Raw genomic sequence first — 14,348 nt, forward strand, 5'->3', positions numbered from 1 at the left:
AGACCACGAATAACCACAATTTCACAAACGACACAAACGAAATAAATGACCGAAGGTAATTTTGTAGATTATGTAAAGGTATATGCCGAATCCGGAAACGGTGGTAAGGGCTCCGTACACTTACATCGCGAAAAATACATTACCAAAGGCGGTCCTGATGGTGGCGATGGCGGTCGTGGTGGCCATGTCATCGTTAGGGGCAACAGTAACCTTTGGACTTTGGTCAATTACAAGTTTCGTAAACATTTTAAGGCAGGTCACGGTGAGCATGGTGCCAAAAGTAGAAGTACCGGTGCAGATGGCGAGGATGTGTATATGGAGGTGCCTTTGGGAACTGTAGTCCGTGATACCGAAACCAACGAGATTCTTTTTGAAATTACCGAACATGGCGAGGAAAAAATACTGGTCGAAGGCGGTAAGGGCGGTCGCGGTAACTGGCATTTTAAGACCAGCACCAACCAAACACCTAGATATGCCCAGCCTGGGATTCCGGGACAAGAGACCCGTGTTACCCTAGAGCTAAAAGTATTGGCAGATGTGGGATTGGTAGGTTTTCCCAATGCAGGTAAATCTACGCTACTTTCGGTAATAACCTCTGCAAAACCTAAGATTGCCGATTATGAGTTTACAACCTTAAAACCAAATTTGGGTATTGTGGAGTATCGGGATTTCCAGAGTTTTGTGATGGCGGATATCCCCGGCATAATTGAAGGTGCTGCCGAGGGCAAGGGATTAGGACATTATTTTTTACGCCATATAGAACGTAATGCGACTTTGTTGTTTTTGATTCCCGCCGATAGCAAGGACATCAGCAAGGAATACGAAATCCTGTTAGACGAGCTCCGTAGGTACAATCCCGAATTGTTGGACAAACAGCGTTTGGTCGCCATCTCAAAATCCGATATGTTAGACGATGAACTTATGCATGAAATGAGAGTGGAATTGGATAAAGATTTGAAAAACGTAACGTATATGTTTATCTCTTCCGTAGCGCAACAAGGTATTCAGGAGTTGAAAGATAGGCTTTGGAATATGCTGAACCAATAGTTTGATTCTTTATGAGACAGTACCTCAAAAATATCGTTGAATTTAACGATAATACCAAAAGTAGGATTTTCGCCTATTTTATACAGATTTTGATTCTGGTATCGATTATCTCTTTTTCTTTCGAGACCGTTCCCGACCTTAAACCCGAAACCCGTAAATTATTACGAATCATCGAGGTGTTTTGTGTATTGGTCTTTAGTATCGAGTATATACTAAGAATTTATGTTGCCGATAATAGGCGAAGGTTTATCTTCAGTTTTTTTGGCCTTATTGATGTGTTGGCCATTCTTCCGTTTTATTTATCCATAGGTATAGATTTACGGTCATTGCGGGCACTGCGTTTTTTAAGATTGTTCCGAATTTTAAAATTGATGCGCTACAATAGGGCAATAAAGCATTTCTCCAAAGCCATCATGTTGGCTAAGGAGGAAATCCTTCTCTTTCTTTTTGTAACCTTGATATTGATATATTTTTCGGCCGTAGGTATCTATTATTTTGAAAATGCGGCCCAGCCCGAGCATTTTTCATCCATCTTTGATAGTCTTTGGTGGGCCATAATTACCTTGACCACGGTCGGCTACGGTGATGTATATCCCATAACGGTAGGGGGCAGAATATTCACTTTCTTTATTTTGATGATAGGGTTGGGTATTGTAGCCATCCCTACAGGTATCATTTCTTCCGCACTCACAAAATCTGTCGATACAAAGGATGAAAACTGATTTTTATGTACCTTGAAGTAAATTCTATGGACATGAAACTTTTCAACAGCCTGTTACTGTTATTCCTATGTATTTCTTGTGGCTCTGTTCGTGTGAGCTACGATTATGAGAGGGAAACCGATTTTACCAACTATACCACCTATAACTATTACCCCGATATGGAAACCGGTCTTAGTGAGTTTGATACAAGACGACTTCTAAGGGTTTTGGATAATGAAATGCAGTCCAAGGGTATTTTGCTCTCCGAGGAACCCGATTTTTTAATCAATATAACCAGCAACACCTTCCAAGGGGCACAAAACAATTCGGTCGGTGTAGGATTGGGAGGTGGCGGCAGAAATGTTGGTGGTGGTGTGTCTATAGGCATTCCTGTAGGTCAGCCTAAGTTAGAACGTCAGATCCGGTTTGATTTTGTAGACAGCCAAAAAGACGCCCTATTTTGGAGTGCCCAAAGTGAAAGTGCCTTTAAGGAGGATGTTACACCAGAAATCAGGGAGCAGAAACTAAGGGAAATCGTTCAAAAAGTACTTTCAAAATACCCGCCCAAATAAGCTTCTAACTTCTTGGATATTTGTTTGATACTACGCTATTGTTTGTAAGAATTCTTCGATTGTTGAAAACTTTGGTTTGTAGTGTTTTTTTATTTAAATATATTCGACATCAAATTCAGAAAATAATCTTTTTCGAGTCCCCCCGAATCGGAATATAGGCTACAATCGTATGCCCTGCCAGATAATTTTCACGTTGATTTAAACCCTTTTTATTATACGTGTAACCAAATTTACCTAGTTCATGGCAAAAAGTGCAATGTATTATGTGGACAACTACAAGATTGAAATCGTAAATACGATCTTCGGGAAAGAAAAAGTACTTCTAAACGGTATCAAAGTTTCGGAAAAACCTACGAGGGCTCGGTATGAGCACAATTTTTCGGTAGGTAAAAACCAATATCAAATAGTTCAGAACAAAGCGCATGGTAGAAAAGGTAACCTTTTCGAGATAAAAAGAAACAATGTGCCCGTTTCATTGGTGAATTTATTGCCACAGACCTCTACACAATTACTGTTTTTATTGATAATCATGGGCTTGGGTATCGGTTTTTTGATAGGTAAGGTCCTTTTTAAGATTATTTGGCCGACCGTATCGGTTTAAAGTTCAAAACATATGTGTGCGCAAGCTGCTTTCTTAGATTTATCAAATACCTTTTACTAAGGGTATTTTACCGTTGGTCATATTTTTATCTATTTCGGTCATTTTTCAATATAGATTTGGCCTGGAACTATAGATTGGTGGTAAAAACATGTAATAAAAAACCCTTTTCGCATACCTATTGGTCAGGGTTTGAAAATCAATCCATAAGAAATCATTAATGCATAGAATATTCAGAACAAAAAACAACGATCATGAAAAAAAACAACAGTAAAACAAAAGTAATTCTTGTAATTGCCTTTTTGGTATGCACCATGCAAGGTTTTGCACAAGAGATAGTAGGTTCCTGGAAGGGCACCCTAACTGTTCAAGGCACCGAGATGCCATTGGTTTTCAATATATCAAAAACCGATGATGGCTATACATCTACCATGGACAGCCCTTCGCAAGGCGCAACCGATATTCCCATGGATGAAACCACCTTGTCGGGAGACGAACTCACGATAGTTTTTAAACAAGCAGGTATAAAGTATGTGGGGACTATGGACACCGCAAAGATGCAAGGTACTTTTTTTCAGTCGGGTATGGAATTTCCGTTGGTCTTGGAAAAAACCGAAAAAACGATTCCCGGTAACCCTAAATTGCCCACTTCTGACGAAGCGCTGGCAAAATTGGCCTCTTTGGACAATGGTAATTACAAATATACGGTTGAGGATTATTTCGCTAGACCAAAAGCTTCTACTTTCCGATTCTCACCGGATGGAAATTTTATGTCCTATCGCGAAAAGGATGAAAACGGCAAACGGCATATTTATGTGAAGGACATCGCTACCGGAGAGACCAAACGCGCCATAGAAGAAAAAGAAGAATTGGTGCGCGGTTACGGTTGGATCAATAACAATAGGCTGTATTATTCTATGGATAAGGGAGGCGATGAAAACTATCACATCTACGTAGTTGATTTGGATGGGGGCAATCTAAAGGATATAACACCTTTTGAGGGCGTACAGGCACAGTTCACCGATTTGTTGAAAGATGACAAAGACCATATTATCGTGCAATTGAACAAGAATAACCCACAGGTTTTTGAGCCTTATAAAGTGAACGTGGTTACGGGCGAGATGAAACAATTGTATACCAATGATGATATAGCCAACCCGATTGCTGGCTACAATTTTGATAAAGACGGTAATTTAAAGGGCTTTACCAAAATCCGGGATGGGGTCGAGCAAGATATTTATTATGCTGTGGAGGAAGGCAAATTTGAAATTTTGAAAAGCCTGAGCTGGAAAGACGCATTTTCCATTGTATTTTTTGATTATTCCACTGAATATCCGCACGATGCCTATGTGGTTTCAAATTTGGAAAGCAACACATCGGAGATTTTGTTGTACGATTTAAAAGAAGGCAAGACGATAAAAAAATTGTTCAACAATCCTGAATATGATGTTTCGGACCTTTCCATTTCGCGCAAAAGAAATTGGGAGTTGGATTATTTTGCCTACGAAGGGGAAAAAGAAGTGGTCATCCCGGTAAGTAAATACTATAAAAAGTTACATGCCAAATTTGAAAAGCAATTTGACGGGAAAGAGTATAGTATAGCGGATTATACTGATGATGAAAGTCAATATTTAATATATGTTACCAGTGACAAGCTGTACGGAAAATATTTTTCCTATGATGTAAACAAGAACGAGTTCAAAGAGCTTTTTAACCTAATGCCCCAATTAAAAGAAAACGACATGGCCGAGATGCGGCCCATTACCTTTAAAAGTCGGGACGGTATTACCTTGCACGGCTATATTACCTTGCCCAAAGCCGCATTGAATGGCCAAAAGGTTCCGGTAATCGTTAACCCGCATGGTGGGCCACAAGGTATTCGCGATTCATGGGGCTTTAATCCGGAAACACAGTTGTTCGCCAGTAGAGGGTATGCCACACTTCAAGTAAACTTTAGAATATCTGGTGGCTACGGTAAAGAGTTTTTGGAGTCGGGCTTTAAACAAATCGGTAGAAAAGCTATGGACGATGTTGAGGACGGGCTACAATACGTAATAGACCAAGGTTGGGTCGACAAGGACAAAGCGGCTATTTATGGTGGAAGCCATGGTGGTTATGCCGTATTAAGGGGATTGACCAAAACACCGGATTTGTATGCTTGCGGAGTAGATTATGTTGGGGTATCCAATCTGTTTACATTTATGAAAACGATACCACCATACTGGAAGCCTTATTTGAAGATCATCAAGGAAATTTGGTACGATGAGGACATTGCAGAGGAAAAAGCGATTATGGAAGAGGTCTCTCCGGTATATCAAATCGATAAAATCAAAAAGCCACTTTTCGTAGTGCAAGGCGCCAATGACCCAAGGGTAAATATTGATGAGTCAGACCAAATTGTTAGTGCCCTGCGTACCAAAGGTTTTGATGTACCTTATATGGTGAAATATGACGAAGGTCATGGGTTTGGCAAAGAGGAAAACCGTATAGAGCTTTACAAAGCTATGATGGGTTTTTATGCAAAGCACTTGGGAAAGATAGCAACACCACAACCCATAAAAGACTAATCCGGAAAAGTACCGGATTCATATTAAAGACGAAGAAAAAGGAGCCGAAATGGCTCCTTTTTTTGTGTTTGAAGGTTATGGTTCTACCTAAGATAGTGGCTTGTTCAAAATCAACATAATTCTGATTACCGTTCGCCAAATAAAATTTACCGCTGGTCATATTATCGTTTTAACTATCTGATAATGAGGGTATATTTATATCAAATTAATAACAATAACTAAAACCATATATCATGAAAGTATCAATGGATTCAAAATCGATTAAACAGAAAGAAACAGTAAAGACCATCATTTTTTCAGTAATAGCTCTAGTGTATGCAATGTACCAAATAGGCGAAGGGGTTGGTAAGGCCTTACACTATCTATCCATTCATTTTTAGAAAAATAAATTGGAAAAAGTTAAATATCGTATTTGTGACAAGGAGTGTTCTAGGGAGGTTTTCAGGTAATCTATTTATAATGGCCTTTAAAAGCATAACCTCAATTGATAAAACTTGTAACCCGCTCTACCGTTCGCGATACTTAAATTGCCGTTTGGCATAATTTTGAAAAACCGTACACCTGCTAGCGGTATTTTTATCACAAACAAAACAACTAAAATAAAAACGTTATGATAGCATTAGCAAAAATAGCCATAACCATTATCCTAAATATTTTACTCTAAGCCAATATGTAGGCCAACGAAGAAACCTAACACGTTTATCAAGATTTGAAATATTACAAACCCTTATGTCGGAATCAAAAATTGTATTTTCTTTTAATACCTCTTGGGCTAGCCCAAAGAATGTTCACTATTGAGTTATATTTGGGTCATTTTAAAAAATAGCATGGATTCATTTTTCAAAAAATATAGATGGGGTCTCGCCTTTTGGGCCGTAAACTTTTCAGGTTGGGCGGGAATTTCTTTTATAGCCTACGCATTTACACCAAGTTTTGATGGGTACAAAGATTCAAACCACTTTTTGATCAGTATTCTTGCCACGTTCGTTATAGGAATGTTGGTAACGGGAATTTTGAGAGCGTATCTAAAACATTTTAAGCTTGACAATTTTGGAACAAAAGATCTCTTTAAAATTCTTTCGGCCATTACGATAATATCCCTGCTTTATTTTGGGCTAACATACGGTTCTGGGTATGTAATCGGTTATTTTGAGGATGAAAAAATCGAGATTCCCGATATGTACAAAGAATACAGCACAGGTTTAGTGATTTTCAATTCTTTCCTTATAATGATAGGTTGGTCCATATTTTATATGGCCGTTAAAGTCACAGCAAAATTGAATGCGGAAAGAGTCGAAAGGGCCGAGTTGAATGCCACAATCAGACAAGCCCAACTAAATACCTTAAAAGGGCAAATAAACCCCCATTTTATGTTCAACAGTCTAAACAACATAAGAGGGCTCATGTTAGAGGATGTTGAAAGGTCAAGAGATATGCTAACCAAACTTTCAGAAATGCTCCGCTATTCATTAACCAAGAATGATGTTAATGCAATCGCTTTGGAGGATGAGCTTGAAATGGTCGAAAACTATATTTCGCTTTCCAAGATACAATTTGAGGATAGGTTGCATTTTGTAAAAAAAATATCGGGTGAAACCTTAACTATACCGATTCCCCCAATGATCATTCAATTATTGGTTGAAAATGCCGCAAAACATGGTATCGGCAATCTCAAGGATGGAGGGGAGATTTTAGTCGAAACCCAAACGGAAGGCGATGAGCTTTTAATAACCGTAACCAATACGGGAAAATTACAAATATCAAAGAACTCGACTCAACTTGGCCTAAAAAATATAAGACAACGTTTAAAATTGCTTTACGGTAACAAAGCAAACTTTTCTTTGAACGAAATTGGGAAAGCGGTTGTGGCACAAATAAAAATACCGTTGGCATGAGTACGATAAAAACAGTTTTAGTGGAAGATTCCAGATTGGCCCGAAACGAACTGAAAGAACTCATCAAAAATTTTGATGAACTTGAACTGGTGGGGGAAGCTGAAAATGTGGACAAAGGTTTTGAATTGATAAAAAATACGCAACCGGACCTTTTACTTTTGGATATAAATATGCCCGAAAAAGATGGGTTTGAACTTCTTGAAATGTTGGACGAGGTGCCGATTACCGTATTCACTACGGCCTATGATGAGTATGCGATAAAGTCCTTTGAGTACAATGCCTTGGATTATTTATTAAAGCCCATAAATAAAAAACGTTTTAAAAAAGCCATTGATAAAGTCAAGCTCAAACTTGAGCCCACAATTGAACCAAATACTTCTTCAGCCGAGAAATTGACCATGGCGAGTCAAATATTCATAAAGGATGGGGAAAGATGTTGGTTGGTCAAAATAGGTGAGATTTCCCATTTTGAGATCGTTGGAAATTATACCCGGGTATTTTTTCAAAATGAAAAACCGATGTTGTATAAATCTTTAAATCAGGTAGAGGAAAAACTACCTGAACAAAATTTCTTTAGGGCAAACCGGCAGCAAATCATCAATACCAATTATGTTCAAAATGTAGTGCCATGGTTCAATGGTAAATTAAAGCTGACCATGAAAAACAATGACGAGATTGAAGTGTCACGCAGACAATCATATCTTTTTAAGGATAAAATGAGTTTATAGTTTTGAGGTCAATGAGCTTAATTTTTTTTAGATATCTGGATTAGTTCAGGTATTTATTCAAAGATTCAAATTTATTTTATCAACCATCAACCATCAACCATCAACCATCAACCATCAACCATCAACCATCAACCGTCAACCATCAACCATCAACCATCAACCATTTATTTTACCGAAACTCGTACCCCTTCACTATGGCTGCTAAATTCTGGTGCGTACATGCTTTGGATACTGGTAATACCATTACTGAAATTACCCGCATTGTTGACCCTGATATCGTATTCAAAAACATAGACCCCTTTAGGTAAATAGTCAAAAAAGAAATTGGTACTGGCATCTTTGGTGCTTTCATAATACCCTAGGCCGTCTTGCCATTTGTATGTGGAAATTACGTTGATGGGCTCAAAACCGGCCGCACGCATATCTTTCATGTGAACAAACTCCATCGGGCGGTCGGCACGAAGCTCAATACGCACCCTAACTAGGTCACCTACCTTCAAATTGGTTTCTTGGGTAATTTCGGATATTTCCTCGCCTTTATCGGTATTCTTTTTTAGGAATAATTTCTTTTTTAGTTCTAAAGGCGTTTCTGCTTTTGTGATTTTATCCAAATCCTCAAAATATTGCCAGTATAAAGTCCCCCAAGCAATGCCCTTTCCTTTTTTGCTTATCTGCACTTCACCCATTTTAGGCTCAATTTCCCTACCGTTCCATGCTGTTTTATAATATCCCGTACCAGTTTCGACTCTTACGTTTTCAAGTTTTGAAGGTTCTATTCTCTTGTTACCTAGGAGAACATCAACTGCATCGGTTACCGAAAGCCAGTCGCTACCTTGTAATAACAATGCGTACACGGCTTCGGTAGTGGCTTTGGTAGTTTTCCATTGGTTCGTCTGTTTATTTTTTAGCAACCAGATTTTGAGATTATCAATAGTTTCCTCATCATTTTCAATTTCCCCGAAAGCTTCAATCAATAGTGCTTGGGTTTCTACAGGTGCTTGGTACCAATGCCATGAGTTGGTATTTTCTTTCCAGTACATACCCAATTCATCAGATGTTATACTGTTTTCTCTCAATGAACGTAAAATTTTGTTCGAAGTACCGGTATCATCCATTCTATATAAAACCAGTGACAACATTCCTTTGGAGTATAAATTTTTATTTGTCCAATACTTCTGAGCCTGACCTTTATAATACACCATTATATCATCGACCTTTTTCGAAGTCTTGATGTTCTTGAAAAAGCTGCGCATATACATGTAATGCATCTGGTTTCTGCTCAAATGGTCGTCATTGATGTTGGATGCATATCTTTTCATACGATTATATTCATCTATAAATTCGTTATCCAAATAACGAATCGCTTTTTGAATCATTTGCATGTTGTCTGCATCGGCCGTGACCGAAAGGTGTTTCAAATGCCCCAGTCCTGTAATAATATGTTGGGTGATATATCTGTTGTCACGCCCACCGTTGAACCAGGCCCAAGCACCTGAGGATTTTTGGTTTCTTTCCAATTTTCGCAACGCGTTGGCCTGTTCGTTTTTCATTTTATCCAGATCAAAGAGCAATGCAATTCGCTTTTTCTGTTCAGTTTCTGACTGTGCATCACGTAACCAAGGGGTTTCTTGAATGAGCAATGATTTCAATTCTTGGTTCTTTTCCAGATTGCTTAACAAAGCATCGGAATTCCGCCATTGGTCAAATACTTCCTGTATTCTTGGATTGCTGTTGGCGATATGGCTGGCCAAAGTATTTGCGTAATACCGGGAAAACGTCTGCTCGTTACATTCATACGGATACTCCATAAGATAGGGGAGTGCCTGTACCGCGTACCACGCAGGGTTGGAAGTGATTTCCAAGGTCAACCTATGGTTTTTTAAGGTATTCGAGGTTTTGTTCTTTAGTTTATCCAAAACAAATGTCTTGGTCTGGTTGCTTTTTACCCACATGGGCAAGGTTTCGGTAACCAGCATTCTATTGGTAAGTACAGGAAGAAAATTTTGTTCCCCATCACTATAATCACCTGCTTTGGCGATTACTTTATACTGCACCGCTTGCAGCCCTTGCGGAATTTCAAGTTGCCAGGAGACTTGGGTATTTCCCAAAGAGTCAACTTTAAAATTTTGCTCTTGTGCGGTGTTCAACAGTATATTGGACGATATGGATTTGTTATTGAGCGCATCAAAGAGCTCCAATGTGGCCTTACCGGAAAGCATTTTATCGGTGAGATTGGCTATTTTGGTACTAATGGTTATTTTATCACCTTGTCTTAGAAAACGAGGGGCATTGGGAATGACCATTAATTCTTTTTGGGTTACCGTGTTGAGATTCAGCACCGAACTTTCCAAGGATTTTGTGTGCGCCAATAGCTGTAACCTCCATTTGGTAAGGGCTTCCGGAGTAGTAAAACTAAAGGATACATTGCCTTCGTTATCCGTTTGCAATTGTGGAAAAAAGAAAGCGGTTTCTTGAAGGTTTTTACGGATTTTCACATCGTCGAAATCCGCTTTTTGGTCTCCGTTCCCTTTATTGTCCTTAGGTTTGTTTGATTCAAGCACTGATTTCTCTTCCCGCGGTGGTGCAGGGGCACCGGCAACTGTGTCCTCTAAGGCTATTTCCTCTACGGCATCATATTCAGCTTCATGGCCCATAATACTTAAAGACGCCGATTTCCTCTTCATCATTCGATTGTTGTAACCTCCCCCATAACCAAAATGGAAACCAAACCAGTTGAACGAGTCAAAATACTGTGGTGTATAACTGTAGTTATTATCGTAGGAGTTGTACATGATAAAACCGGAACTACCAAAACTTTGATGGGCATTGCTATATCTGTTGGAATAGTAAGTAGGTTTTGCTAACGGATTAAAGCCCCAATAATGCCTACGAAACTGATCTAAGGAAGCATCGTACATGCTGGCAAGTATTTCTGCAGCTACTTTATCGCCTTTAGCCCCCTTAACTTTAAAAGACCAGGTCTCATCGGTGCCAGGTTGTAGTTTATCCCTGAAGGTAACCGTTTCAATCTGCAAATCGGTATTGGGATACGGTACCGAAATCGATAAGTTGCCGGATTGGTATGCGTTATAGGCCGAAAAGTTATACGTTATGGCAAATCCCCCCAAATCATCTTTCGTCACAGGCACCGAAAAGCTTTTGGAGTCTTTATTCAATACTACCAATTTGGTATCTATTACTTTTCTGTCCTTCTCTATAAAAACGGAAACATGAAGGTTTTCCACATTTGATAGTAAGGTTACTTTGACCTTATCGCCGATTGCATAGTTTTGTTCATCGGTCTTTATCTCGAACAATTGGTTATCGGCCAACTTGGTGTCATTCTCGGCATATAAAGCGGTTTGTGCAACATCCTTTACCGGTTGCCCGAACTTGTCTTTGGTCTCAAGTTCTATAACGTATTTGCCCGACGCCCATTTTTTGATATCACCTAACGAAACTGTGGTCGATTTTCCCGTATCGAAGGTACTTTCCCATACCATTTTTCCCTTCTCCCAATTAGAGGAGTCGTGCTCATTTTCAAAAGCATCATGCGGAAATAACTCTTTAAATCTCTTTTTGGTAAATCCCGGATAATCGGGAGCACTCCATGGCCTTTGTCGCAGTACGTAATCAGGGGCCAGTAATTTGTATATTTTTAGGGTTCCGTTTGCAGGTACGGGTTGTCCGTTCAAATTGGTTGTGGTCACCCCTATTTTGATATCTTTTTTTTCCTTGTCCAATGTATTCGCAACATTGATATTGGCCGTGAGCGCATGGTAACCCACGGTCACATAGGTAGTGGCACTATGTGTTTCGCCGTTGATATCAATAACATCTGCCGTAATTTCATATTGAAAAGTCGGTAGGTTTTTCCTGTTTGTGCCACTGTCGGGAATCGCCTTGAAATCTATTTTATAATTACCGGATGCATCCGTCAGTGTCTCGCCGTGTGCTATTTCCTTTGGAGTACTATAGTAATATGGGTTGTACCAATAATGCCATCTTGGAAAGTAGACGGAACGTTTTACTCTATAGCTTACCTTGGCATCGGTAATATTACTGCCGGCATATGCCTTCGCCTTACCGTTTACCGTAACGGAGTCGTTTACTTTGTAGGTTTCGGAGACCGGTTCAAAATAGGTTTCGAACTTTGGTCTTTTGTATTCTTCTACCAAAAACCTTGTTGCGGTGGCCAATGCCGGTTTGGAGGATTTTGCCTCTATGGTAAAATTGCCCGTAAGACCATTACCGGGTAAGATGAATTCTCCCGAGAAAGAGCCATACTCATTGGATTTGAGCTGCATCTTGGCCACTTCTTGATAGTTCACGTCCTTTAAGCTAACATCGACCATGGTATTGGTTAATACCCCGGAACCGCTCTCGTCGCTTTTTAGGACGATACCTTTAAAATACAATGGTTGCCCAGGTCTGTATATGCTGCGATCTGTAAACAAAAACCCTTTATACGGGTTGACGCCATTGCGGCCAGAATATTTTTTGTTGATGTAGTACTCACCAAAATATGCAGTATCGTCTTTATGGGTTATTTGTATATTTACGTTGTTCCAATACTTATCTGACAACGGAACATTTACTATGCCCATTTTGTCACTGGTAAAGGCCTTGTTTCTGATAGGGCCATCATAGTTTAGGTTATAACTGAACCTAAGGTTTGCTCCGGCAACAGGTTTTCCGTTCATACGGTCTATAACCTGAAATTGATGGTTTCGGGGTGTTTGCGTTTGTGCCAAGGCCATATTGGTTACCTGTACCGTAGCAAAACCAAAGGTTTTGTCGTTATTTTCGACTTCACCGTTTACCTTAGGCTCGACCAATAGAATATATTGACCGTTTGGTAGACCGGGCAGTATAACTTCGGTACTGTGGTTTTGGTAATCGTATTCGTTCTTGACTTTTGATTCCCAAGCTTTGGCCACCGTCAATTTTTGGATAAATGCCAATTGTTCCTCTTTCTTATACAGGTCGATGAGCTTTTTTAATTGGTTTGGAGAAATTGTACGGGCCGTAAATTTTAACTCATTATGGTTTTTGTAATTTACCAATAACCTTGCTGGGTTATTGATCGGTATATGTTTTTCACTGGTAAGTTGTAGGCTTTTGCTTAAAATTTGTGATTTCAAGACCTTACATTTTTCGGCACCCCTTGATTTGGGGGCGGTAGAAATGATCTGTTCGCAAAGCTCAAGGGCTTGTTTGTTTTTCCAGCGGTGTTCCTCATTGACCTTAGGTTGGTACGTATTTGCCTGTTGATGGTAAAGAGTGGCTATTTCACATTGGTACAATACAGATTCTATAGAAGTTGTGGAACCTGAAGCGGCATTCTGCAAGACTTCTAGATATTGGGCATCCTTATTTTCAAAGGTGGCATTTTGGTAAATGAATTTTAGCCTTTCGATATCTACTTTCAAAAGCGCCTCAGATGTATTGTTACTAGTATGAAATTGTACTAATTTTTGGTACAGTTGCAGGGCTTTTGCCTGTAATGAAGTCTTGTCATCAGTACTGATTTTTAACTTGGCGAAAGTTTCTGCCTCGCAAAGTATTTCAGTATCATTGATTTCAAATGTATCAGCAGGCCTTGTAATACTGTTCTCGTTGGTTTTATAAAATTGCAATGCCGTATGTGCCAGCAGGTCAAAAAGGGTTGGACGATACTTATCGGAACCTTTTTGTTGATTTAGGATCTCATCAAATTGTGAAACAGGTACCTTTTGTAATCCCTTTTCATTTTTTAATGATTCTTCAAAATGTATACTGATCTCTTGGAACAGGGTTGTGAGGTCCCAAGTTCTGAAATCCACTGAATCGATTTTGACATCGGTCTTAGTGCGGTCATAAAATTGATATCTGTTTTGTTGAAAAAATTGCCAATATAAATTGGCCAAATAACTTTCAAGAATATTTTTTGTGGGGAAATCGGCCTTTTTGATTTCTTCCTTAAAGCGGTTCACAATGTTCAACTGGGCATCTTCCTCCAAGGTTAATGCATATTTTGATGTATACAGTAATGCTTTCACAATTTGAGCTGAATTCTTTTCTCTCTTTGCTTTTTGTGATATGGTAGTGACCACGTTCAACGCAGATTTGGTCAATGCCTGTTGTTCAAACTCCTGCACTTTTTCCCATAGTGCCTTATATGATTCATTGTTTTGCGAATGCGCCATTTGTGAAAATAAAATTATGGTGAATAGGGTAAAAAGCTTTTTCATGAGTCTA

The 14,348-nt window shown here is 39.3% G+C and carries 9 protein-coding genes; 8 read left to right on the forward strand and 1 reads right to left on the reverse strand.

Annotation, left to right across the window (positions count from 1 at the left end):
* Window positions 1-45 precede the first annotated feature (45 nt).
* The 8 genes from obgE to HYG79_RS11920 all read left to right on the forward strand — a co-directional run bounded on the left by obgE (window position 46) and on the right by HYG79_RS11920 (window position 8,108).
* Window positions 46-1,047 carry a GTPase ObgE gene (obgE, locus tag HYG79_RS11885; RefSeq protein ID WP_179242301.1) on the forward strand — a complete coding sequence of 334 codons (1,002 nt, stop codon included), beginning with the start codon at window positions 46-48 and terminating at the stop codon, window positions 1,045-1,047.
* Window positions 1,048-1,058: 11 nt separating this feature from the next.
* Entirely contained in the window at window positions 1,059-1,769 is a 711-nt protein-coding gene (locus tag HYG79_RS11890; RefSeq protein ID WP_179242302.1) for an ion transporter, read from the forward strand.
* 5 nt (window positions 1,770-1,774) lie between these two features.
* Complete coding sequence (locus tag HYG79_RS11895) at window positions 1,775-2,320, forward strand: DUF4136 domain-containing protein (protein ID WP_228027867.1); 546 nt, start codon at window positions 1,775-1,777, stop codon at window positions 2,318-2,320.
* Between the two features lie 241 nt (window positions 2,321-2,561).
* A complete protein-coding gene (locus HYG79_RS11900) occupies window positions 2,562-2,921 on the forward strand; it encodes a hypothetical protein (RefSeq protein WP_179242303.1) in 360 nt (119 codons plus the stop codon).
* Between the two features lie 251 nt (window positions 2,922-3,172).
* Entirely contained in the window at window positions 3,173-5,485 is a 2,313-nt protein-coding gene (locus HYG79_RS11905; protein ID WP_449506158.1) for a S9 family peptidase, read from the forward strand.
* Between the two features lie 233 nt (window positions 5,486-5,718).
* On the forward strand, window positions 5,719-5,865 hold the full coding sequence (locus HYG79_RS11910) for a hypothetical protein (RefSeq protein WP_179242304.1): 147 nt from the start codon (window positions 5,719-5,721) through the stop codon (window positions 5,863-5,865).
* Window positions 5,866-6,312: 447 nt separating this feature from the next.
* Window positions 6,313-7,380 (forward strand): sensor histidine kinase, encoded by a 1,068-nt coding sequence (locus HYG79_RS11915; RefSeq protein ID WP_179242305.1) that lies wholly within the window; start codon window positions 6,313-6,315, stop codon window positions 7,378-7,380.
* Complete coding sequence (locus tag HYG79_RS11920; RefSeq protein WP_179242306.1) at window positions 7,377-8,108, forward strand: LytR/AlgR family response regulator transcription factor; 732 nt, start codon at window positions 7,377-7,379, stop codon at window positions 8,106-8,108. Before HYG79_RS11915 ends, HYG79_RS11920 begins: the two co-directional genes overlap by 4 nt.
* Window positions 8,109-8,272: 164 nt before the next feature.
* On the opposite strand, the gene HYG79_RS11925 is transcribed toward HYG79_RS11920, so the two are convergent.
* A complete protein-coding gene (locus HYG79_RS11925) occupies window positions 8,273-14,341 on the reverse strand; it encodes an alpha-2-macroglobulin family protein (RefSeq protein WP_179242307.1) in 6,069 nt (2,022 codons plus the stop codon).
* Window positions 14,342-14,348: the final 7 nt, after the last annotated feature.

The sequence above is a fragment of the Costertonia aggregata genome, from assembly GCF_013402795.1.
In the GTDB taxonomy this organism is placed as follows: Bacteria; Bacteroidota; Bacteroidia; order Flavobacteriales; family Flavobacteriaceae; genus Costertonia; species Costertonia aggregata.